The 19,211-nt window shown below is 65.6% G+C and carries 23 protein-coding genes; 15 read left to right on the top strand and 8 right to left on the bottom strand.

The annotated features are described in order from the left end of the window. Positions 1 to 29: 29 nt before the first annotated feature. The 5 genes from STRTUCAR8_RS25425 to STRTUCAR8_RS25410 all read right to left on the bottom strand — a co-directional run bounded on the left by STRTUCAR8_RS25425 (position 30) and on the right by STRTUCAR8_RS25410 (position 4,574). Positions 30 to 929 (bottom strand): hypothetical protein, encoded by a 900-nt coding sequence (locus tag STRTUCAR8_RS25425; protein ID WP_006378847.1) that lies wholly within the window; start codon positions 927 to 929, stop codon positions 30 to 32. A gap of 196 nt (positions 930 to 1,125) precedes the next feature. Further along, positions 1,126 to 1,365 (bottom strand): hypothetical protein, encoded by a 240-nt coding sequence (locus STRTUCAR8_RS25420; protein WP_006378584.1) that lies wholly within the window; start codon positions 1,363 to 1,365, stop codon positions 1,126 to 1,128. Between the two features lie 39 nt (positions 1,366 to 1,404). After that, a complete protein-coding gene (locus STRTUCAR8_RS52720) occupies positions 1,405 to 1,557 on the bottom strand; it encodes a hypothetical protein (protein ID WP_158697454.1) in 153 nt (50 codons plus the stop codon). 210 nt (positions 1,558 to 1,767) lie between these two features. Then, the gene (locus STRTUCAR8_RS25415; RefSeq protein WP_006378848.1) at positions 1,768 to 1,959 is read right to left on the bottom strand and encodes a hypothetical protein; all 192 of its coding nucleotides are present in this window, start codon (positions 1,957 to 1,959) and stop codon (positions 1,768 to 1,770) included. A gap of 92 nt (positions 1,960 to 2,051) precedes the next feature. After that, the gene (locus STRTUCAR8_RS25410; protein WP_241784704.1) at positions 2,052 to 4,574 is read right to left on the bottom strand and encodes a DNA topoisomerase; all 2,523 of its coding nucleotides are present in this window, start codon (positions 4,572 to 4,574) and stop codon (positions 2,052 to 2,054) included. A 312-nt stretch (positions 4,575 to 4,886) separates the two neighbouring features. Between STRTUCAR8_RS25410 and STRTUCAR8_RS48415 the strand changes: the two genes are divergently transcribed. Further along, positions 4,887 to 5,924 (top strand): hypothetical protein, encoded by a 1,038-nt coding sequence (locus tag STRTUCAR8_RS48415; protein ID WP_158697453.1) that lies wholly within the window; start codon positions 4,887 to 4,889, stop codon positions 5,922 to 5,924. A gap of 886 nt (positions 5,925 to 6,810) precedes the next feature. Further along, complete coding sequence (locus STRTUCAR8_RS25400; RefSeq protein ID WP_044472805.1) at positions 6,811 to 8,214, top strand: HEPN domain-containing protein; 1,404 nt, start codon at positions 6,811 to 6,813, stop codon at positions 8,212 to 8,214. Between the two features lie 507 nt (positions 8,215 to 8,721). On the opposite strand, the gene STRTUCAR8_RS25395 is transcribed toward STRTUCAR8_RS25400, so the two are convergent. The 3 genes from STRTUCAR8_RS25395 to STRTUCAR8_RS25385 all read right to left on the bottom strand — a co-directional run bounded on the left by STRTUCAR8_RS25395 (position 8,722) and on the right by STRTUCAR8_RS25385 (position 11,264). Beyond that, complete coding sequence (locus tag STRTUCAR8_RS25395; protein ID WP_241784703.1) at positions 8,722 to 9,843, bottom strand: hypothetical protein; 1,122 nt, start codon at positions 9,841 to 9,843, stop codon at positions 8,722 to 8,724. A gap of 17 nt (positions 9,844 to 9,860) precedes the next feature. Further along, entirely contained in the window at positions 9,861 to 10,268 is a 408-nt protein-coding gene (locus STRTUCAR8_RS25390) for a hypothetical protein (RefSeq protein WP_006378955.1), read from the bottom strand. Positions 10,269 to 10,562: 294 nt separating this feature from the next. Continuing rightward, positions 10,563 to 11,264: a hypothetical protein gene (locus STRTUCAR8_RS25385; RefSeq protein WP_241784702.1), complete on the bottom strand. Its 702-nt coding sequence runs from the start codon at positions 11,262 to 11,264 to the stop codon at positions 10,563 to 10,565. Between the two features lie 505 nt (positions 11,265 to 11,769). Here STRTUCAR8_RS25385 and STRTUCAR8_RS52715 point away from each other — a divergent pair. The 13 genes from STRTUCAR8_RS52715 (at position 11,770) to STRTUCAR8_RS25325 (ending at position 18,928) form a co-directional block, all read left to right on the top strand. Further along, positions 11,770 to 12,075, top strand: coding sequence for a hypothetical protein (locus STRTUCAR8_RS52715; protein WP_006379024.1), 306 nt, complete (start codon positions 11,770 to 11,772; stop codon positions 12,073 to 12,075). Between the two features lie 10 nt (positions 12,076 to 12,085). Continuing rightward, positions 12,086 to 12,670 carry a hypothetical protein gene (locus STRTUCAR8_RS25380; RefSeq protein WP_006378649.1) on the top strand — a complete coding sequence of 195 codons (585 nt, stop codon included), beginning with the start codon at positions 12,086 to 12,088 and terminating at the stop codon, positions 12,668 to 12,670. Positions 12,671 to 13,035: 365 nt separating this feature from the next. Then, positions 13,036 to 13,284, top strand: a complete 249-nt coding sequence (locus STRTUCAR8_RS25375) for a hypothetical protein (RefSeq protein WP_006378908.1) — start codon at positions 13,036 to 13,038, stop codon at positions 13,282 to 13,284. Between the two features lies 1 nt (position 13,285). Beyond that, positions 13,286 to 13,750 (top strand): hypothetical protein, encoded by a 465-nt coding sequence (locus STRTUCAR8_RS25370; RefSeq protein ID WP_006379160.1) that lies wholly within the window; start codon positions 13,286 to 13,288, stop codon positions 13,748 to 13,750. Positions 13,751 to 13,752: 2 nt separating this feature from the next. Next, the gene (locus tag STRTUCAR8_RS25365) at positions 13,753 to 14,286 is read left to right on the top strand and encodes a hypothetical protein (RefSeq protein WP_006379083.1); all 534 of its coding nucleotides are present in this window, start codon (positions 13,753 to 13,755) and stop codon (positions 14,284 to 14,286) included. After that, positions 14,283 to 14,765 (top strand): hypothetical protein, encoded by a 483-nt coding sequence (locus STRTUCAR8_RS25360; protein ID WP_044472803.1) that lies wholly within the window; start codon positions 14,283 to 14,285, stop codon positions 14,763 to 14,765. The genes STRTUCAR8_RS25365 and STRTUCAR8_RS25360 overlap by 4 nt, the downstream gene beginning before the upstream one ends. Beyond that, positions 14,762 to 15,028, top strand: coding sequence for a hypothetical protein (locus STRTUCAR8_RS25355; protein WP_006379234.1), 267 nt, complete (start codon positions 14,762 to 14,764; stop codon positions 15,026 to 15,028). Before STRTUCAR8_RS25360 ends, STRTUCAR8_RS25355 begins: the two co-directional genes overlap by 4 nt. A gap of 112 nt (positions 15,029 to 15,140) precedes the next feature. Further along, positions 15,141 to 15,743 (top strand): hypothetical protein, encoded by a 603-nt coding sequence (locus STRTUCAR8_RS25350; protein ID WP_006378984.1) that lies wholly within the window; start codon positions 15,141 to 15,143, stop codon positions 15,741 to 15,743. A gap of 56 nt (positions 15,744 to 15,799) precedes the next feature. Beyond that, a complete protein-coding gene (locus tag STRTUCAR8_RS25345) occupies positions 15,800 to 16,195 on the top strand; it encodes a hypothetical protein (protein ID WP_006378807.1) in 396 nt (131 codons plus the stop codon). Continuing rightward, positions 16,182 to 16,682 (top strand): hypothetical protein, encoded by a 501-nt coding sequence (locus STRTUCAR8_RS25340; protein ID WP_006378751.1) that lies wholly within the window; start codon positions 16,182 to 16,184, stop codon positions 16,680 to 16,682. Before STRTUCAR8_RS25345 ends, STRTUCAR8_RS25340 begins: the two co-directional genes overlap by 14 nt. A gap of 48 nt (positions 16,683 to 16,730) precedes the next feature. Beyond that, the gene (locus tag STRTUCAR8_RS25335) at positions 16,731 to 17,408 is read left to right on the top strand and encodes a hypothetical protein (RefSeq protein ID WP_006378635.1); all 678 of its coding nucleotides are present in this window, start codon (positions 16,731 to 16,733) and stop codon (positions 17,406 to 17,408) included. Positions 17,409 to 17,467: 59 nt separating this feature from the next. Continuing rightward, positions 17,468 to 18,292 (top strand): hypothetical protein, encoded by an 825-nt coding sequence (locus tag STRTUCAR8_RS25330; protein WP_006378655.1) that lies wholly within the window; start codon positions 17,468 to 17,470, stop codon positions 18,290 to 18,292. Positions 18,293 to 18,301: 9 nt separating this feature from the next. Then, on the top strand, positions 18,302 to 18,928 hold the full coding sequence (locus STRTUCAR8_RS25325; RefSeq protein WP_006379293.1) for a hypothetical protein: 627 nt from the start codon (positions 18,302 to 18,304) through the stop codon (positions 18,926 to 18,928). The last annotated feature ends 283 nt before the right edge of the window (positions 18,929 to 19,211 follow it).

Genomic DNA, 19,211 nt, shown 5'->3' with positions numbered 1-19,211 from the left:
CCTCGTCGTGGTGGTCGGCCTGGCGCTGGTCAGTTCAGCGACGCCTTGAGACTGAGCAGTTCGTCGTCGATGCCCTGGTAGAAGACCCGGAGCATCGGCAGGGCCTCCTCGCGGTCGAGCATCGTGGCTTCCTTGATCATCAGAGTGGAGCCGCCGGCCTCGGCCTGGAGGACCTGGTGCCCCTTGCGCAGTGCGTCGGCGTTCTTGCCCTTGAGCAGCAGGTATTGGTGGATCGAGGTGAACTTCCCTCCCACGTGCTGCGTGAGAATGTCGTACTGCTCGTTCTGCAGCTCGATCAGATCGGGATCACGGACCCGCAGGGCCTGGTTGCGCCGTTCCAGGTTCGCCACCTGGTGGTAGACCCGCTGCGGCTCCTTCGTCGTGATGAAGCTGTACTCGCAGGCCGTCTCGATCTTGCGCCAGAAGGAGTCGACCCGATCGAGAATCCTGACCCGGTCCTCGTCGAAGAGCAGGTAGCTCGCCGAGCCGACGATCAGGTAGACCTGACCTTCACCGCCGTCTGAGAAGTGGATCAGCCCGTCCTCGTCGATCCCGTCGATGCCGACGATCGAGTAGAAGTCCGTGGGGTTCGAGCTGCGGCGCGTAAAGACGTGACGAGCCTTCCGGGGCAGATACGCCAGGAGGGCCGGCACCCGCATGATGCGCAGCTCCTTCGTCTTCATCAGCCCACCGAAGTAGGCGATCGCCGCCAGTCCCCAGAGGACGAAGAACGTGATGGCCACCGGTCCCGAGCTCGCGACGAACGTCGACGTGCTGAACCACAGCAGGGCGAGGATGCCGCCGCCGAAGAAGAGCAGCTGCTTGATCGGGGAGGGCTTGGCCGCCCAGCCTCCCTTGCTCAGCGTGATCTCGTGGTCGAGGAAGCTCCTGTTCAGCGAACTCGGCACCTTATAGGACAGTTTCGCCATGGATCTCTCATCTCCCCCTGCGATCGCAATGGTCATTACTCGGCCTATCGAAAAGCTCTCATGTGTGAGGTGTGCGGATGACATCCTATCTTGGATAGGCTATTTGAATCGAGAACGAAAGGGGCTTGAATGGTGAAGTCCGACGACTCGGACTGGCGGGTCCGAGTCATCGGGCGTCGTCTGAGCGGCTGACCGGTCAGTCGCGCCGCGGAAGCAGAGGCGCTCGGCCCATCGCTACCGCCTCGAAGCGCGGAACGTCGTCGGCCAGGTCGAGCACGCCCAGCACATCGGCTGAGCTGTCCCGGTCGAGGATCTCCTGACGGACCGGCATCCCATCGAGCACTGCCTGCTCCGAGTGCCGGAAGTGGTAGTGCCCGGCGACGCACAGCGTCTCGCTGGCCGGATTGAGCACCGAGAGCGCCCGTGCGGTGTGCACCTGCTGCGCCTCACGCGCGTACGCCAGATCGGCGGGGCGTCAGCCGTGGTTGTCGCCGAGCCGCTGGATCACCCCCGGGACCGACAGCGGCTCGTGGGCGAGCACCACATCAGGGCTTGCCCCGGCGTCCAGAAGACCCGCTGCCTGCTCGTCCGTGGGCAGCTCAGCCTCCCACCACGTCAGGCCCGGCATCCGCCGCACCGGTCGATACTCGCGGCCCCTGCCGGCTGGCCGACGGAGTGTTGGTCGGCGCGCACGAGACTGGAGCGGGGGAGGAGCGCCAGATGCGGTCCCATCCAGAGGACCCGGAGCCGTTGCGCGACAGCGTGTCGATTAGGTCGTAGTTCTCGTGGTTGCCCAACACGACGTGCAGGCGCACGCCAATCACGGCGAGCTGCTCGTTCAAAGCCTCCAGAGCCCGGATTGGATCTCGCTGCGCGTGCCGCGCCAGATCATCCCGAAGTCGCCCAGCTGCACCAACGAGTTGCAGCCTCTCGACGTCGGCGTCACCACTGCGTCATGCAAGAACCTGGTGTCGCCCTGAACATCGCCGATCAGGCCCACCTGATCTCCCAGCTGCACGATGTCGTTCATCGTCCTCATCGCATCCCTTCTGTTGTCGTTGTCGTGAAAAGGCTGCAGCGGGCCCCGGGATCCGCTGCAGCTCGTCAGTGCTCGTTCGGGCGTCAGCTGAACGACGGCACGATCTTCTTCTTGCCGCCCTCTTCCTTCCAGGCGACCTTCGCGTCAAAGGTCTTGCCCCTGGCCGAGACGAAGCCCTTGCCCTGGATGGTCTTGCCGGCCGCCAGGTCACGCCTTTGCGCATCGGTAAAAGTCACCTGGCACCAGGACCGCGGCGGCTCGTCGCCAGAGCCGAAATCGGGGACGATCTTCTTCGCCTTCGCGTCCCAGCTGACCTTGCAGCCAAAGGCCTTGTCGTTCCGCGCGCTGACAAAGCCGTCAATCTCCAGCGCCTGGCCCGCCAGGAGCGCCGTGACCTCCGCCGGCGTGAACGTCCGGCCGGACCACTTCGTCGGCTTGTCCGGCACCTCCAACTGGAACCCGACGAACTTGCGGCCCTTGTAGTCGCCGACGCCGAGCGCTCCGATGGCCGTGTAGGGATTGCCCGCATTGTTCGTGGCCGCGAACGAGATCGTCTCGCCCGCCAGCAGCCTCGCCACCTCGTCATCGCTGAACTCGTGGCCCGACCAGATCTTCTTGAAGGCGACTTTCTTCGGCCCGCCCGGAGCGGCCTGCCACACGCCCTCGGCGCGCGTAGCGACCACCTGCTCCTTCATGCCCAGCTCGGCGCGCATGGACGCAGCGTTCTTCGTCATCGTGACGATGTCCTCACGCACCCAGTCGGCGACGACGGCCAGGCGCTCCTCGGCCGTCGCCGTCCCGGCGGCGATGTCGCGCATATCCGCGTAGACCTTCTCGGTGAGCCCGAGATCGCCGATGCGCGTGCCCGGCAGGAGCCGCCAGCTCATCTCGCCGGCCTGCGCGAGCCTGAGCTTCCGGCCCTTCTCCGCCAGCAGCGGGTACTTCGCCCTGTCGTTGGTGACCTCCGAGTACGTCGAGGTGCGGGTCGCGCCCGTGCCCACGTCGTGCTTCTCCAGCTGCTTCATCAGCCACTTCATCGTCGGATGCTCGGGGCGCTTGTTCGCGCCCTCGAAGATGAACGGCTCCGCGGTCTGGCCCAGGCCCTTGCCGGACTCGTTCGCGTCGCCTTCGGCCGTGTCGTCGCCGGCGTCCGGATCGAACACAGCCCGCCAGCCGGTGCTCTTGGGCACGTTGGCGATGCCGACGAAGTCCGGGTACGTCGCCACGTGGCCCTTCTGCTGCTCGTAGAGGTAGTCCTCGGCGACCATGGCCAGGTAGTTCTTCGCGAGCATCTCGTAGATGAGCCGCCCGGCCTTGCCGTACTTGTGCTCGACCTCTTCCAGCGAAGAAGGCACCTTCAGGCCCGGACGGTTCGCGCCGTGCGCGCCCTGGGGCTTCACGTGTGTGGACCGGGGCTGGCGATGCGTCAGAAGGCCAGCGTCGACGCCGACCACGGCGGCGATCTTGTCGACCAGCGGGGCGAGGTCCTTGAACTGCTCGGGCGTGATCGTCTTGTCCTCTGTGCGCGGGTACGAGACGACCTGGTCCTCGTACATCTTCTGATAGGTCGAGAGCGTCAGGTTCGCCTTCACACCCTTGCCGACGAGCATCGAAGACAGGGACGCTAGGTCAAGCAGCTTCGGCGGCGCAGTCCTCTTGTCCGCCTTGCTGTCCAGGACGACAGGGGAGGGGCCGTACTGCTGCGGCACCTGGCCCTTCTGGTCGAATCGCGGCTCATCAGGGTTCGTGTACATGACGTCGTTCTCGTCGCGGAAGCGGTTCTGGAAGAACGGCTTCTTGACGTACGCGTCATAAGCCTTCTGCTGGTCACCGACGAGAGAGATCATCGCCGACTTCAGCCGGCCCTGGCGCAGCACGAGGTCCTGGCCGGACTGGCGGCCCATCGCCGTAGCGATACGGGTGAACTGCATCGAGAGGAAGTCCCACTGCGAGCGGTACATAGCCTTGCGGTAATCGCCCTCGTCCTGCATGGACTTCACGGGCCGACGCTGCTCGAAGGCCTTCTGGATCGAGGCCTTCGACTCGTCGGTGAACTCCATGCGGCTGAACCGCTTGCCAAGGAAGCCGAGTTCGTCGATCGCCTCCCAGAAGAGCAGATCGCCCTCGCCGGACGGATCCAGGTCGGTGGCGATGACGATCTCGTCGCCGCGACCGAGCGCTGCACGCAGAGTCTTGATGACGTCCGCGGCGTTCTTCTGCGGCTCGCGCTTCCACGAAAGATCCTGCGGGTTCCACGGCAGATTGCCCAGGTCCCACGTCTGATAGTCGTCCGCGAGCGAGGAGTCCACCATTGCGTGGGGCTGGGCGAACTCGTAGAGATGACCCCTCAAGGTCGCCACCTCGTAGGCCGTGCCCTTGTAGCTGCCCGTCGTCCCGCCGAGGGCACTGGCCATGTTCCTCGCTGCGCTCGGCTTCTCTGCGACCACGATCGCGGCCATGTCGACTCCTTCTCGCCGTTGACTCTGAAGCGAGTGCGAGTCTACTCGGATTGGGCAGTTGAATGAGAATCGAAAGACTCGAGAAAGGCTTCTGAATAGTGTGAGGGTCGTGCCGAGAAGGTCGACGCCTGAACGGTGCTCGAGCAAGCGCCGCTCGTGAAAAGGGAGAAGGCGCCGAGAGGCTGTGCTTCTCGGGGCCGTCGTCTGTCGAGCGCTGTCACCACCCGGTCGGCAACGGCACGCCGAGCCGGACGCGGTTCACCCGCGGCACCTTGCCGAGCGTCTCAAGTCGCTCAGGGCGCCTCAGGCCGCGTTGCAGGGGACCGACGAGGGCATGATCCCCGGCTGGCTAGCGGACCTTGGCCGGGGTCCGCCTCCGAGAAGGTGGCGGACAACAGCAGCTGAGAGCCATCCTGAAAATCCCGGGGCGATGTGACTCTGGGTGGCTATGGTCTGGCCATGAGACCAAATCGGGACCTGCTGTCGGTGCGTACTGGAGCGGCTCTGCGGACTGCCCTGGTGGAGGGCATCTCTCCTGCCCTGGAACCGTCGTTGCGCGGTTGGATCCGTGAGACCGGGAGTCTTGATCCGGAGGAAGCCCGGCTTCTGCTGATCCGGTTTGATCTGGTGCTTCCGGACAGCTACCGAGCGCGCTATCAGAAGCAGTTGGCCGACCGTAATGCACGGCAGGCCGAACTAAACACCGAGTGGGAAGCGGCCAAGGCCGCCCATGCAGCCAGGGGCCAGTCCGAGGACGTGCTCAAGCCCTTCATGCTCCATCTCCCTGTGGTTCCGCTTCCGACACACCCATGTGTTGCCTTCCTCGCCGAGGGCACAAGCGCCACGATCCTTTGGGACCTGGTCGACGAACTCCTGCGCCGGCTGTGCACGGAGCCCGATCCGGCCAAGCCGGCCTGGGTGGTCGGGTTCACCAAAGGCCACCGACAGACGAAGAAGATCACAGAATCGCTGGGGCGACTGCTGGCCGAGTCGCTCTCGGTCTATGAGATCGCTCCGGACCGGCGGGGTCTTCGGCGCCGGGTGGAGGCGACTTTGGCCGCCGCGGTCAGCGGTGCGGCAGGTGCTGCCGAGTCCGCTGGCTACTCCGCTGCGCGCCAGCATCTGGAGAAGTCCAGGGGGCGCCTGTTCGGACTGCACCCGGATCCCAGTGGGGCGTACGACGAAGTGGTCCGGGCCGTCGAGGCGGTTGCCTGCCCGCTGTTCCTGCCGAACGCTCAGACGCCTACGCTCGGTACAGTCCTCGCCCACCTGCGTCAGTCCAGCACGTACGAATTCGTGGTGCCCGGCAAGCACGGTGCTCCGGGGAGCGTCGACGCGGTGGTCGCGATGATGGCCGCGGTATGGGAGGGGCACAGCGACCGGCATGCGGGAGGGCCGGGGAATGTCCCCGTCTCCCGTGAGGCGGCCGAGGCTGCTCTCACCTGTGCGTCCGCCCTGGTCACGCTGCTGAGCCGGGGAGCCGTGTACCGGCCCTAGTTGTGCTGTCGCTTGAGGTTGGTGCCGCGGTGCACTGAATACGTGGACGTGCAGGAGCCCCGGCGGACGTTCCGCCGGGGCTCGTTTATTCATGGTCAGCGGTTGAAGTCGAGGGCAGAACGCGCGTCGGTGTCCTTTGGGTGTCGGCGACGGGTGAATCAACCGCCGCCGACATTGGGGGCCGGCTGCGCGACGGACGACACGTTGCATCCCATCACCGAGCCTGGGTCGGACACGCCCCGACAGCGTCAACCAGGCCCCTGCGCGCAGCAGAGTGACGGCCCCCGTCGTTTGGACCGACCGCGCGCCCATGCGCTCACGTTCCGCGATACCTATTTCGCAGGCGGCGAGAGCGGCATACGCTGCATGGATGGCGAAGGAGTCTCGTGAAGCCAAAGGGGCCCGGAAGGCCGCGGCAAAGGCGGCGGCTCGCGCCCGTGCAGCCCGCATCACGGCCGGCGAAATCCCCGAATATCTGCGGCAGCCGAGCACGGTCACCCGCCAGCTCCCTCCGCCCAAACCGCAGCACAAGGTAGTCCAGGTCCGACCCGAGCGGCCCGCGAAGGCGCTCATCCCTCCGACTGACACGGAGCTCCGGCCACGGGACCGGGAGCAGTACGCGGACAACGCGCCGCCGGTCTGGGCCAGAGGAGAGCGGCATGCCCAAGATGACTAGTGGCACCGCCCGGCCATGGCACCCGGGGATCGAGGTCGACCCGAACTGCGTGGACACGAGGCGTTGGAGTGCTGGGTCCCATGCTGTGGTCGCACCCTAGGTGCGAGTACGTGGTATTCGGCTGCTGCTCGAACCATGGCCGGTTGCTACTGGTTCCGCCCTAGAAAACCGCTGCCCACATGCGACTGAGGCCCGCTATGTTCAGGCCGTATGAGCAAGCATCTCTCCCTGCGTGAGGCCGTGTTGGCATGGCTTGAGTACGCGGACGCCCTGTCTCCAACACCCCAGTCCATCGTGGTGCTGATGCTCCAGCCCCACTGGGAAGACGTGGAGAATGCGGTGGTAGTCGCAGCGCCTAGGGAAGAGCACCCCGACCTCTACGCCAAGACCGACGGAGAGTGGGTCCCGGACTCCCGAACGCTGCTGGAGGTGTCGGGACTGGCTGCGGCGGCACGTCTCATTGCCCAGGGCGTGCAGGTTCCCCTCTCCGAGGTCGCGGACAGTTTCGTCACCTTCTGCACTGGTCCGGCACCCGTCCCTGAGCGATGGCTGCTCCTCAACGCCGCCTTCCCACAGGGGACACGGATTCCGTTGGGTCAGCACACCCTGCAGACCTTCACTGCGGACGAACTCAATCGGACGATCCCGATGCCCGCGCTGAACGTCGTGCAGCGCCGGAGCCATGATCTCGACCTGATCACCGGCGCACCGTTTCTCCATGTTCCTGATCCCGGCGGCTCGGTCACGCGTCGTCCGACCTGGTTCGACTTCACCGGCCCGCGTGCGGAAGCCCAGCACTGGCAGGCACTTCTTCCCCTGATGCTGTGGGACAACGAACTTCTCCGGGTGGACTCGGTCTTCACCGTCGCGCGCGGACGCCTTTTCGATCTGAACCCCAGAAACGTGCCGACCACCATCAAGGTCTATGAAAGCCGTGACGGGAGAGGCGAGGAGGTAGAGGTCCGCGACACCGGCGAATTCCATGTTCCGGCCGCATGTCTTCCGGCCTTGACCGACTTCTGCACCGCGATCTCGGCGAAGATCGACGCGGTCATGGCAGGCGCGACCCACGAGCGGCGCATCCTCAATCGGCGCGCCCGCCGACTCGAACGCGCAGCCCGGCACATCCTGACCGCTTACCAGCGCACCTACAACGACGACGGCGTCTGGGAGGTGGAGGCCGACGAACTGCACCTCGACTACGTCATCGCCCTGGAAGCCCTGCTGATCAGTCCCGACGAAGAACGTGTGGGCACCGCCGAAAATATTCGCTCCCGTGCGTCTGCACTGTTCCTCGGCCTTGACTACCAAACAGAGGTCAGGGGCATCGTCCAACGTGCTTACAAAGCCCGATCCACCTACGTGCACGGCGACGTGATCAAGGATCAGACAGAAGAGGAGAAGCTGAAAGAGCTGCGAACTCTCCGGCTCCTCACACTGCAGGTCGTCCTGCGTTGGCTTGTCCTGACTCCTTCCGACACCGGGGATCTCTCGCACTTGCTCGATGCCGCTGTCCATGGCACAGACCGCGAAAACCGCATCGGCCAGTCCCTGCGTGCCTTCTTCACCACCACCCCGCCACGCAGCCGGCCCGCCGACATCACCGCCACGTGACCTCCCTCCAGACTCCGGCCGTCACGTACAGAGGGGAGCGGCCCAAGATCCCAGGGCCTACACGCACGCCAGTGCGCTGCCGACGCTCTGAGCCCACGGCATCGCACTCAACTGGGTGTAGGCCCTGGGACGGTACGGCACGGCACACCTTGCGGCGGGGCCCGATCACGTCGTGAGCCTCCTCTGTCGCCCGTGTGGGTGGCGACGTTCACCGGCCAACCGAGAGACCTCCATGGACAAAGGGCCATCGGGCCTGCTGACACCTACCTCCACCCGGGCGCGACTCATCGAATCCGGCATGTTGGTGGAGGTGCCGGCCTGCTCGCTCGGGTAGCGGTGCTTGAAGGCCCAGGTTCCTTCGTGCTGCGTCCGGCATCCGCGCAACGCATCCACCGCTAAGCGCCGTACAGGCCGAGGTACACCTGATCCTGGAGGCGGACGCCAGATCCTTGCCGCAGGGACTGCAGCGCGGCCGGGCGGAGAAGAGCTTCTCCGTGCTCGCCGTGGTCATCGAATCGGCCGTCCTTCCCGCTCGCGTTCAAGCTTCAGTTGCGTCCTGGTCGCCTCGCGGGCCCTGTCCCGGAAGTAGATCGCCTCCTTGTGCGTGATCGGCGCGTCGTGGAGGTTGTGCGAGCCCCGCAGGAAGTTCTCCGTGCGGTCGGCGATGGAGTACGCCAGCGCCTGCTCGACTACCGCGCTGGTCTGGCGCACCTCGCCCAGCTCGTCGCGCAGCTTGCGCAGCAACCCGTCCCGCTCACGTTCAGCGGCCTCGATGTTCGCCAGGCGTGCCACCACGCTGCCCAGCAGCGGGTCGCGGGAGCGGAACAGCTCGACGGCACGCTCGGTGGCAGGATCGGCATCAAGGTGCAGGTCGAGCTGCGCCAGCAGGAACGCCGTCACCAGCGTGCCCTGGCTCAGTCGCCGGCTGAACTCCCGGGCAGCGCTGTCGCTCACGCCCAGCTCACGGACCGCGGCTGCTCGCAGCTGCTCCCGCAGCGTGTTCATGATGCTCTCGGGCAGCGCCTTGATGTGCGGCTGGCTCTGCACGCCGGCGAGCCGGAAACCCGACTGGGGGAGCGTGGCGGTATCAGCTGTGCTGCCCGATCCGCCCTTCGATGCCGCGCTCTGCACGGCGTCCTGATGGTCGGTGAGCTGGAGCGAGCCGGGCGTTACATGCTCGGGTTCATCCGTTGAGGCGACGATGTCGTGAGAAGTGACTTCCGCCGCGGCAGCGTCCTCGACGTCCGACCGTGCCCCGGGAGCCGGAACAGCGGCGGCCGCAGGGTCCGCCGGCGCACCGCTCGGGAGCACCCCGGCAGTTCCTCCCTGTCCACCGCCGTCACCACCACGCTGGTTGGATCCGCCGGCTCGCTCGGAGTCGTCGGCGTCGGGCTCGTAGTCCGGCTCCAGATCGAGATCAGCCTGCAGACTTTCAACCTCGAGTTGGGAGTCGACGCTGCCGGCCTCGTCAAGCTGCGCCTCCGGCTCGGGCGTTGCCACCTCAGGCTCAGACTGTGCTGCCTGGGCCTGGACGCGCTTGAGCTCCTCGCTCCCGCCGCGCCGGTAGGCGTCGAGGAAGGACGTGTCCACCTCCATCACCTCGTCGGTGGGTGTGGCCGCTTCCAGCATCTCTGCGAAGTCCCGGCTCATCGGAGCTCGCCGTCCTCGTCATCCAGGAGGTAGTTGTCGCCACGGGTGAGCCCGATGAGGGAGTCGAAGCCTGTGGTGACGACGCGTTCGAGGTTCGCCGAGTTCTTCGCCAGTGCCGCGACCTGGTCGACGAGCTCGTTGAGGCGGGCGATCTCCAGGGTCGGCAGGTCGTAGTCGAGGTTCTCACGCCGGATCTTCTCGACCACCGCCTCGGCCACGTACTCGTTCACCGAGGAGAACCCGCGCTTGTCAGCCCAGTACTGCGCGCGCTGCTTGTCGTCCGGATCCAGCCGGACGAACATGCCCTGGCGGCCACTACTGCTGCTCTGCGTCGCGCCGGGCGGCTTCTTCATCGTGCCGCGCACGGGCTGCGTCATCTTCTCCAACTCCTGCGTGACGGTCATACACGGCTTATCCTTGCCCTATTTAATCGATCTATGAGACCCATCTTATCGACACTAGTCAATAAGCCACGCGTTCTCTTTGCGCTTCTACTCGGATACCAGTAGAGTCGCAGTCGCGCCCAGTCAGTCCCCCCTGGCGGCGCATCACCGCAGCAGGTGGCCCCGCTCGATTCCTTTCCTCTCGGACGGGGTCACCTGCTGCGGACCACGCCCACCCTCGCGTGACCGTGAGAAGAAAAAGGGCCGGGTGCGACATGGCGCACCGGGCCCATCGTCTGCCTGATGGACTTCCGCTCAGGGGCCGGGCATGGGAGTCGGCGTCGCATTCGTCGTGCAGTCGACGAGCCCCTGGGTGAACCTCGGTGACTGCCAGATCGCCTTGTCCTTGTCGTTCGGCAGGTGTTCGACGATCGACCCGGTGCCGAGGGGCGCGCCGCCGGCGAAGAAGTGCAGCGCCTCCTGGCTCAAGCCCGCGTTGTACACCAAGGTCGACAGGCACTGGCCGGCCGCCGCGTAGGTCTTCTCCTGACCCTCGTCCCGGGCGTAAGAGGAGAACATCGAGACCAGGCCCTCGGTGAGCTCAATGGGCGAATTGACCGGCTGATCCGCGGGGGCCTGGTAAGCCGGCTTCAGGTTCGGCTTGCCAGCTACAGGCTTCGCAACTGCCTTCGGCGGCACGGAGCTCTGAGTCCTGGGGCTGCTGCCGTTCGGAAGTACAGCCTTGTCGATGCACGCGTCGAAGTCCTCGCGCAGCGACCGCGACGCCAGGAGCGCAGCGCCGCCCTCGCTCACCTTGTTCAGCCCGTCGACGGCTGCACCCATGTCGTCGCCATCGGCCTTGACGATGTAGGCCAGCGCCTCCTCCGGCATTCCCGCCTTCCGCGCTGAGCTGGCCAGGCAGGCACCGCCGTCCTTTCTGGTGCTCCCGGCGCCCTGGAAGGCGAGCTTGTTCAGCGCCTCGCCGAGTGCCATATCGGTGACCTTGACGGTGCTCACGCTCGGACTCGGTGCAGCCGGCGCCTGGGTTGTGCTGCCGTCGCCACCGGAGCATCCGGCGAGCAGAACGCCCGCGGCCACAGCGAGTGCTGCGCCCGCGGACGCAGCCTTCCTCGTCCTCCAGGTCTTCATCGCCCCTCACCTCACCCCTCTTGTTGCCGATCAGTCCGATTGAATCGACTGGCCTTCGAGGGTATCTTATCCAAATGCTTATCTAATGGCAGTCTATGGTGAGTCGGAATGCCGTCAAGTGAGGGGGTGCAGAGGGCGCGCCGAGCGCGGCCCGGGCGCGCAGGAGGCCTGCGGGTCTGTTTGGTGCTTGGGGATCAACGGAGTTGATCCGGAGGGTTCTGCGACACCTCGTGCGCGTGTCGGCTACGGGTGGCCCCCTGTCGGGCGGCTGTTCGTGGGCTTCTCATCCCACCCACGAAGGGCTGCTCACCATGACTTCTCTTGCCTCGCGCCCTGCCGCTTCCGCCGATGCTGCTGTGCCCGATCTGGTGGCGTGGCGGTTCGGCCGAAACCGCCACGAAGGTGCTGCCGCCCGTCATCGGAAAGGAAGGAATCCGCCACCTGGACCGGCGGAGTACTGGGCAAGGTCACCCGCTACGAGACCGAGGAGCGGGACCGCTGCACGCCCAGCGGCGGCCGGTACCGGATGCGGCACGTGACGGTCCGCACGCCCGACGACTCGACATGGCGCGGGCGCGGCAGCACCGCGATGGACGCGATCACGATCCGGCGGGTGACCAAGTCGACGCCCAAAAACGGCAAGGAGCCGAAGGTGCTTCGCGACCTGCTCAAGAACTAGGGGGGAACTCATGACCCGTCCGCGACTTCCGTACGAGTGGGATGGCAAGAAGAAGTTCAGCCGCGCCGGCACGGGCATGACGATCAAGATCGTGGGCCAGGAGCTGGTGTACCACCGGTCGGCAACCGGGCCCACGCCCGCTGATACGACGCACTTCCTGATCCTCGGTGCGCGCCCGACCATGCCGCGCAGTGTGTCGAGTCTGGTCGACGACCACGGCAACCACTGGCAGACGGGCTGCGCCTACATCAACCCCAAGAACACGTACGGCGACGGGTTCGACCGGACCGTGTGCTGGCCCGCCGGTGAGGCCGACGCCCGCGACGGTGACGTGCTGTACATGCTCCAACTCCAGCGCCGGCCGGCCGGCAGTGACGGCGAGTGGGAGAACTACAAGATGCCGCACAGCGTGAGGGCGGCAGGCTTCACCGGGGACCCGACCCCGTTCAAGGGCAACACCCTGGCCGAACTGCGCTGGTACCCGGAGGAGCAGCCCCGGCACGAGTGGCGAGCCCGCATCGATCAGTACGTCATCCACTGGCGAGGACGGCCGCACTGGGTGTACCCGGACGGTTGGGTTGAGCGCGACAACTGAGTGGGCGGCTGTGGTTTTTCATGCTCCAGCGGTACGCACCGTGACCAACTGGCTGAATGGGTCGACACCGCGACCCGCTACGTAGAACACAAACCGCCTTGCGATGGCACGGCATCCGATCCGGTCGCGGCCTACTGCGTACGCCACATGAGTGCACGCATGCGTCAGAGCAATCCCCAAGCAAGCCCCAATACCGCGTGAGGGTCCGCGAGTTCAGAGGGCGCACATTCCATCAGGCATTCGTGGTGCACACCGATGGCACCCGCACAGCAATCGACGTCTGAGCTAACGGCAGTCCAGGACGCAGCAGAAACGCCGCGCCCCGGGCCGCCGACTGTCAGCCACCGGAATGAAGGAGGAAAACCATGCAGCAGCAACGTGTTGACCTGGAAATCGGCGACCGCGTTTTCATGACCATGCCGGGTTCCGATGTGTGCGACCACATGCACGTCTCCGACCGGGTCATGGAGGTGGAGGTGCAGGAGCGCGGCGCCCAGCTCTTCAAGGACGGACAGCCGTTCTCTTTCCCGATCCTGTGGGGTGAGGCCGGTATCTACACCGACTCGATCACGAACAAGCCCTACACCTACGACGCCGAAAAGAAGGCTGCCTGAAATGACGAAGATCACGGAACTGGGCCTGGACGACGCCCTTCCCGGCGCGGCGTTCGCCCGCGACTTGAAGACGCAGATGATCACGGGCGGCACCGAGGCCGGCGTTCACCGGTTCGAGCGGCTGCCCTCGTACGAGGGCTGGGCCGGGATGTGCGGGTGCGGCTTCGAGACATCGGAACCCTCGTACGACTCCCTGGGCCCGCTGCTGAAGGAGATCCGGGAGCACCTGGAGCGTGATGTGTTCCCGGCGGTCGACGAGGCCGCGCTGCTGAAGGAGGCCCGGTTCTTCAACATCGGGAAGCTGATCGGCTACCACCGGCTGATCGAGACCACCGACGAACACGGCACCCGACACACGGGGTGGCTCATCGCCGGTGTCGAGGGCACCGTCCGCGTCCGCCCCGACGGCATCGGCCACGTACAGGGCCGCTGGTCCGCCTTCACAACCGAGACGCAGGAGGGCTGAACATGACATTCGAGGCGGCAACGGAATTCCTTCAGGGAATCGAGGCCGGACAGCGGGTGTCGCTGTTCGACCCCGATGCCGTGAACTTCCGCAACCAGTGGATGCCGGAGTTTGTGCTGCACGGGGAGCAGCCGAACCTCCCGTACAACCGAATCTGCCGGAACCAGAACCATTTCCGGATCTACATGCGGGAGCACCTGGAGATTGTCGGGTTCATCTCCAACCTGTGTGCGTGCGAGCTGGCCGAGGGGCGCAAGCGGCTGGCCGTATGGGAGATGCCCGAGGACGCCAAGCACGTCATGTCGGCGACCGGCTTCGACAACGGGAAGCACTACGAGGAGCGCCAGACGTGGCAATCAACCATGTGCGGCGTGCTGTGGGAGACGACCGGCGGCCGGAGCTGGCATCCGGAGGGCCACCTGAGCTACCCCTACCCCGTGCACTGGCCCAAGATCACCTGCCCGGGTTGCGTTATGCGTGAGGGCAAGCCTCCGGAGGAAATCGACGGTGTGAAGGTCTTCGGTGGGGCCGCATGAATGCTGTCCTGACGCCGCCGGCCGTCCCCCTGAAGAGTTGCCTGTTCCTCAGCACGTGGAGCAACGGCGTGCAGCGCTTGACCATCAGTAAGGCCGTCGCTGAATTGCGCCGGATGAGGCGCTCCAGTGACTCCGATTACTGGGAGGTCACGAGGCAGATTTACGCCGGACACCTGAAGGTCACGCTTACCGGCCAGAGAAGTACCGGTGTCATGGTGCTTCGCCTTCCGTATGGCGCAGAGGTTCTTCTGGACGGTCGGTACCGGATTACGGAGACCTGGGTCGGGCTACCCAAGAAGCGTTGGGTGGTGTGGTTCTGCGGTGAATTCATCAGTCACCATGCCACCGATATGGAGGCGGCTCAGGCGGCGTACGAGTACCGCACAGAAACGCAAAATCTTCCCGTCCGTACCGTCATGGAGACCTCGGTCAGCGCGGACGCAGCCGAAACCATGGCGCAGGCGGAGGGCTCGGCATGATTCTTCTGATGGGTCACTTTGACTCCGGCGGCAATCTCATCATCGAGTCGTCGGACGAATTCCCCGACGACCACTCGCAAGTCGAAATCGACGTTCTAGTCGCCGAGAAGATCGGTGACGTCCCCAACGGATTCGCGCATTCCTACCTGGTGGACTCGCACAGCCGGGCTGTAAACCAGGCGTACCAAGAGATCGTCAGAGACGGCGGCGACGAGAATTCAACCGTCATCGACAACGTCTGGGGCGTTCTGGTCGACGACTGAAAGTCGGGCCCGGTCGACGAGTAGCGGATGCCGTCTTCCCCTATGCGGTATTCGGCGGGTTCGATTCCAGCGCCGGGCACCAAATTGATTCCGAGAGCAGGAAGGGAAAGACATGAAGATTGGCGACATGGTCCGTGTGATGAAGGAGATCGACGGGCGGCAGGAATTCATGTACGGCCGACTCGCCGGTTTCTACAAGCCGGACGGCAGGCAGTACCGGCGGAAGGTCGCCAAGCCGTTCGGCGCGTACGTGGATCTGATCGAGGGTTACAGCGGGGCCCGCCGACCGCTGGCAGAAATCACGCCGGTCGCTGAGGACTTCGAGTTCATCACGGACCCCGTGGAGGTCCACCGCGGCGCTTTCGGCCCGGCCGGAATGCTGTGGTGCATGGGTTGCCCGCGCCCGTACCCGAAGCCTGCCGCCGTGAAGGTGATCCACAAGGCGACCGGTGTGAAGACGCAGTTGTGCGAGGAGCACAACGACGAGGAGCAGTGGGCCCGGCTCGGCCACGGGCCGCTGTGGGATGCGCGTACGTGCCGAGTAGAGATCCAGTCGCTGATGCAGAACCCCGGGGAGATCACCGGCCCGGCCGACGACGTGGACGCTTGTGCACTCCGTCAGTTCGCCGACGTGTTCCCGTACCTCGTGCCGGAGAAGGCGGCCGAGCTGTACGCCGCATGGAAGGAGCAGCAGCGCACGGACCTCGCAGCCTGAAATCCGAGTCCGAATGCGCCGCCTCCCTTCCATCTCTGCCGTAAGGAGTTCCGACTATGACCCGTCGCAGGACCGATGACCTTACGCTGGCCGGCCCGCTTCCCACCGTCCCTGGCGTCGCCTCGCTCGGTATCCGCGTCACCTACCCCGGCTACAGCCCCAAGGGCTGGACCGTGGCTCTGCTGCGCCTGCCCAACGATTACTACGTGGTGGTGGGCCACGAACCGCGCACACGGTGGGCTGTGGTGTATCGCCATTACGTCGTTCCGGGTACGGGCGTCGTCGACCCTCGGCCGGTGCTCATCGACCCGATTTCAAAAGCCCTTGCACCGCGCGGCATCAAGTGGGACTGGAAGGACGGCCGCGGAATTTCCTCCGTCCTGCGCGCCCTGGCTCCCCTCGATCGCGCCCCCGATCGCTACATCGGAAAGGAAACGCATGTCGCTGCGTAGGCTCGTCATTCGAAATCAGGGCTGGCCGACTGAGGCATCCGCCCGTGCCAATCCGGGCGACGACCGGTATCTGATCGACGACTTCGAGGACACGGACGCAGCAGAAATGCGCGCGGGCCGCAAGATCCCGATCGTCGCCGAGGTGCAGGTGCGGAACGCCAACAACACCCGCTGGCTCGCCGAGGAACACCTGTGGAACTTCGTCGGCACGAAGGACATGCTCGGGACGTTCAAGAGCCCCGCGGCGATCCCCCACGAGCACCTGCGGTTCTACGTCGCTGATATGTGGACCGGGTGCCACAACGTCGAGGCCGGCGACCGCGTGCGCATAGTCCCGGGACGCCGGAGCTGGGTGGTCGAGCGGGTCGAGACAGTCCCGTACGAGCTGACCACGGCCTGGACCGGCTACGTCGTCTGCAAGCCCGTTTTCGGCAGCGACCCGGCGATCCGAGTTGCCGTCGAGAACCTCCGCAAGAAGCCCGCGTAGCCACCCCTCACACAAACTGATCAGTCGGACAGTAAGGAGCAACTGAGAATGAAGACAGTGCAGGGGTGGACGATCGTCCAGGCCAGGCGCAGCGAATGGCATGGCGAATTCGACGGGGTATTTCTCGGCGAGCGCGACGGCTCCTGGATCGCCGGGCGAATGTTCATCGGCAAGAGCATGCGCGACGGGTTCAGCGAGAACGGCGAGTGGTGGTACGCGACCCGCTACGACCTCACCACGGAGCACGAGGCGTACCGGGCCCTGCGTGCGGTGCGTGAGTACATCCGGCTGGCGAAGGAAGCTGCGGACTGCTGGGACTACATCTTCGACCAGCGGGCCGGTGAGGCAGTCGACCAGCACTGGGCGAACCGTGTGCCGCTGGAGGGCGTGGCGGACATGTCCTCGCATTGGGTGCACCCCGGCCAGACCGGTGATATCCGCGAAGGCACGCACATGCTGCCCGCGGCCGAGGCGAAGTACGACCTGCTGAAGCTCATGCGGAAGGCGTACACGGTGCACGAGGCTTTCCGTGACCCGACGCAGTGCAAGACCGGCTCGCAGCTGTACACGGCGTACCAGACCGCTATCGAGGCGGCGGGGCCGGTGCGCCTGAACGTGGCCGGCGACGGCTTCGACCTGTCGTACCACGGCCGCTACAACGACACCGACGCGCGCTGGCTACGCATCCCCCGCAACCCACACCCCGACAGGAAGATGGGCAACTGATCGTGCGCTGCCACACCCAGGCCCACGCCAACCCCCGCTGTGAGGGCACCGCGACGCACATGCTGATTTACTCCACGCCCGACATGGACCGGGAGCCGGGGGAGACCTCCCGGTACCTGGACCCGGTGTGTAAGCCGTGCGGATACGAGTTCATCCGCCGCGACTATTACCGGGCCGTACTGGTGCCGCTGCACATCTACAACCCGAACCCCGAATTCAAGGACATTGCTGGAGGGCACCGGCTGGTCGACCACCCGTTCCATGAGGCGGCCTGCCACGACTGCCTTCTGCTGGGGTCGGTCGAATACTTCCGGCAGGGTCGGGACAAGGGCTTGCACGGTTGCCGGGCCCGCCCGGAATCCGTGAACAGCCGCGAGCTGGCGCAGGCCGACATCGGCCCGGACACCACACGCGACGAGCTGGCCAGCCGTTGGTGGAAGTACGTCACCCATGAAGTCGGCATGGGCATCGGAGGCTGGCGCCCGATCAAGGACGATCGCCTTGGCGTCGCTACTTTCACCTTCCGCGACCGGGAGTACGTCCTTATGCACTCCCCGAGCATTCCGTACGTCTGGGCAGAGAAGCTGGAGAACCGGGGCCGCCTCCGGCCCGACCGGATCAACACCCAGTACGAGACCACCTACAAGCAGGTCGTCTTCCACATCCACGGCCTGGAGAACAAGTACGAGAACACGTACTTCATCACCTGGACCCCCGGCCGTCAGGACGTCATTCTCCACGCCGCCGAGGGGCAGATCAGAGCCGTGCTGCGCCTGACCGGCCTGACACGCCCCGGCGACCCGCTGGCGGAGGTGACCGACGCCGTGTGCGACACCTTCGGTGCCATTGCCGACATCACTTTCCAGACCCGCATCTACGAATAGGAGACAGCCGTGTCCGAACCGCACTTCCACTGCGAGGCCCTCAACCAGGACCGTACCCGTTTCGCGGCGCACGAAGGCGCCCCCGGCGCCGCCCGCGAGACCTGGCGCTACCTCGGCATCGTCTACGAGACCGCCGGGGCCGGATGGGTTGCCGACTGGGGTACCCAGGGCCACGTCGCCATGCCCGGATTCAAGGACAGCGACGACGCGGCCGGCGCCTTCTACTGGTTCGCCCCGCCGGCGCGGTCCTTCGGCAGCCGGCCGGCCGGCAAGGCCGCCTCCCGCATGGACGAGCAGCCCGACACGGAAGAGTCCTACCGGGTGCGGCCCTCTCTCATGCCTCACTCCGGCGTCCTCGTTTCCCTCATGCCCATGCGGGGCAGCGGGGACTTCCTGGTCGACTACAACACCTGGGGCGTGGGCAGCGGCATCGGCTACCTCCAGCACCACGAGGACAGGCAGTTCGACGTCCGGATCGACAACAAGGTGATCGGCGAGACGCAGAGCCCGCTAGCAGGCATGTGGGCCGTACTCAAGGACTTCAGCTTGATTTTTCAAGGTCTGCACTCAACTCGACTGCTCTGGCACCATACGAGTGCGTTACTACATGCCCGTCCCGAGGGAGGTTTGCCTTGAGCTCGTCTGAGTCTGACAAGACGTCCGAAATAGTGCTCCGTGCCGTTGCGTCGCTTCGTTCCGGAGCGACGGCGGACTTCGCGCGGCTTCGGGCTCCCCTCGCGGAGTTGCTGGAGGACGCCGCAGTTGGGGACGACGAAGGCGTAGTCAGTCCGTATGCCGAGGCGATGGCCCGCGCAGTACTCGGCCAGTCAGCTTGACCGCGACTACTTCGGGGCCCTCCACCTCAACCAATGAGCAGACACGGACGACCGGCGGCGGCTGATGTCGCCTATGGCGCACG

This window comes from Streptomyces turgidiscabies Car8, from assembly GCF_000331005.1.
GTDB classification, from domain to species: domain Bacteria; phylum Actinomycetota; class Actinomycetes; order Streptomycetales; family Streptomycetaceae; genus Streptomyces; species Streptomyces turgidiscabies.
Note: the sequence above shows the minus strand (reverse complement) of the source record. Positions and strands in the feature narration are given on the sequence as shown.

Bases quoted from the DNA above. Each gene is read 5' to 3' on its own strand.
- STRTUCAR8_RS25400 (WP_044472805.1), top strand. From the start codon at position 6,811: ATGAGCAAGCATCTCTCCCTGCGTGAGGCCGTGTTGGCATGGCTTGAG.
- STRTUCAR8_RS25425 (WP_006378847.1), bottom strand. From the start codon at position 929: ATGGCGAAACTGTCCTATAAGGTGCCGAGTTCGCTGAACAGGAGCTTC.
- STRTUCAR8_RS25340 (WP_006378751.1), top strand. From the start codon at position 16,182: ATGTCGCTGCGTAGGCTCGTCATTCGAAATCAGGGCTGGCCGACTGAG.
- STRTUCAR8_RS52720 (WP_158697454.1), bottom strand. From the start codon at position 1,557: ATGCCGGGCCTGACGTGGTGGGAGGCTGAGCTGCCCACGGACGAGCAG.
- STRTUCAR8_RS25395 (WP_241784703.1), bottom strand. From the start codon at position 9,843: ATGCTGGAAGCGGCCACACCCACCGACGAGGTGATGGAGGTGGACACG.
- STRTUCAR8_RS25335 (WP_006378635.1), top strand. From the start codon at position 16,731: ATGAAGACAGTGCAGGGGTGGACGATCGTCCAGGCCAGGCGCAGCGAA.
- STRTUCAR8_RS25355 (WP_006379234.1), top strand. From the start codon at position 14,762: ATGATTCTTCTGATGGGTCACTTTGACTCCGGCGGCAATCTCATCATC.
- STRTUCAR8_RS25375 (WP_006378908.1), top strand. From the start codon at position 13,036: ATGCAGCAGCAACGTGTTGACCTGGAAATCGGCGACCGCGTTTTCATG.
- STRTUCAR8_RS25350 (WP_006378984.1), top strand. From the start codon at position 15,141: ATGAAGATTGGCGACATGGTCCGTGTGATGAAGGAGATCGACGGGCGG.
- STRTUCAR8_RS25390 (WP_006378955.1), bottom strand. From the start codon at position 10,268: ATGACCGTCACGCAGGAGTTGGAGAAGATGACGCAGCCCGTGCGCGGC.
- STRTUCAR8_RS25360 (WP_044472803.1), top strand. From the start codon at position 14,283: ATGAATGCTGTCCTGACGCCGCCGGCCGTCCCCCTGAAGAGTTGCCTG.
- STRTUCAR8_RS25380 (WP_006378649.1), top strand. From the start codon at position 12,086: ATGACCCGTCCGCGACTTCCGTACGAGTGGGATGGCAAGAAGAAGTTC.
- STRTUCAR8_RS25345 (WP_006378807.1), top strand. From the start codon at position 15,800: ATGACCCGTCGCAGGACCGATGACCTTACGCTGGCCGGCCCGCTTCCC.
- STRTUCAR8_RS25415 (WP_006378848.1), bottom strand. From the start codon at position 1,959: ATGAACGACATCGTGCAGCTGGGAGATCAGGTGGGCCTGATCGGCGAT.
- STRTUCAR8_RS25370 (WP_006379160.1), top strand. From the start codon at position 13,286: ATGACGAAGATCACGGAACTGGGCCTGGACGACGCCCTTCCCGGCGCG.
- STRTUCAR8_RS25365 (WP_006379083.1), top strand. From the start codon at position 13,753: ATGACATTCGAGGCGGCAACGGAATTCCTTCAGGGAATCGAGGCCGGA.
- STRTUCAR8_RS48415 (WP_158697453.1), top strand. From the start codon at position 4,887: ATGAGACCAAATCGGGACCTGCTGTCGGTGCGTACTGGAGCGGCTCTG.
- STRTUCAR8_RS25330 (WP_006378655.1), top strand. From the start codon at position 17,468: ATGCTGATTTACTCCACGCCCGACATGGACCGGGAGCCGGGGGAGACC.